Source organism: Planomonospora algeriensis (genome assembly GCF_977012225.1).
Genome location: NZ_CDRNDK010001204.1, coordinates 1 through 214 on the forward strand (window position 1 = coordinate 1; position 214 = coordinate 214).

General features: G+C 72.4%; 1 pseudogene. It reads right to left on the reverse strand.

The window, feature by feature from the left end:
- Positions 1 to 214 (reverse strand): annotated as a pseudogene (locus tag ACWJ6R_RS38430) (RNA-guided endonuclease TnpB family protein); the annotation flags it as partial.

Consider the following 214-nt stretch of genomic DNA (forward strand, 5'->3'; position numbering starts at 1 on the left):
CCCCCCAACCCGCATCCAGGATCGAACGGTTGAGCCCGGACTTGGCCGCGACGTTGCGGCAGGGCCGCTCGATCGTGCCGGACGCGCTGCGGGTCATGTTCGCGACCTTCAGCGCCTCGTGCACGATGACGTCGTAGGCGGCCACCAGGGCGTTCGCGCCCTTGTGGGCGTGGTCGAGGCGCTGGCGGCGCACCGTGGCGTGCAGGGCCGCGAC